Below are 230 nucleotides of genomic sequence, written 5' to 3'. Positions count from 1 at the left end.
CCCGGCGCAATGGCCTGCAGAGCGCGGGTTTCTTCGATGTGTGCAGGCAGCGGCAACTGCAGGAGGATGCCGTTGACGCCGTCGTCTGCGTTCAATTCGGCGATCAGCTCAAGCAGCTGCGCTTGGGAGGTGTCACCGCTCAAGCGGTACTCCAGCGAGCGGATCCCGGCCTCTTCAGCGCGCAGGATCTTGTTGCGCACGTAGACCTGACTGGCCGGGTCCTCACCCAC

The 230-nt window shown here is 64.3% G+C and carries 1 protein-coding gene; it reads right to left on the bottom strand.

Annotated features, from left to right (window positions below):
- A partial coding sequence (locus KZZ04_RS20980) for a tetrahydrofolate dehydrogenase/cyclohydrolase catalytic domain-containing protein (protein WP_306430600.1) occupies nt 1–230 on the bottom strand: 230 nt, incomplete at both ends.

Origin of the sequence: Pseudoalteromonas sp. CR1, assembly GCF_019392235.1 — a bacterium.
Classification (GTDB): domain Bacteria; phylum Pseudomonadota; class Gammaproteobacteria; order Enterobacterales; family Alteromonadaceae; genus Pseudoalteromonas.
This window is presented reverse-complemented; position numbering and strand designations above follow the sequence as displayed.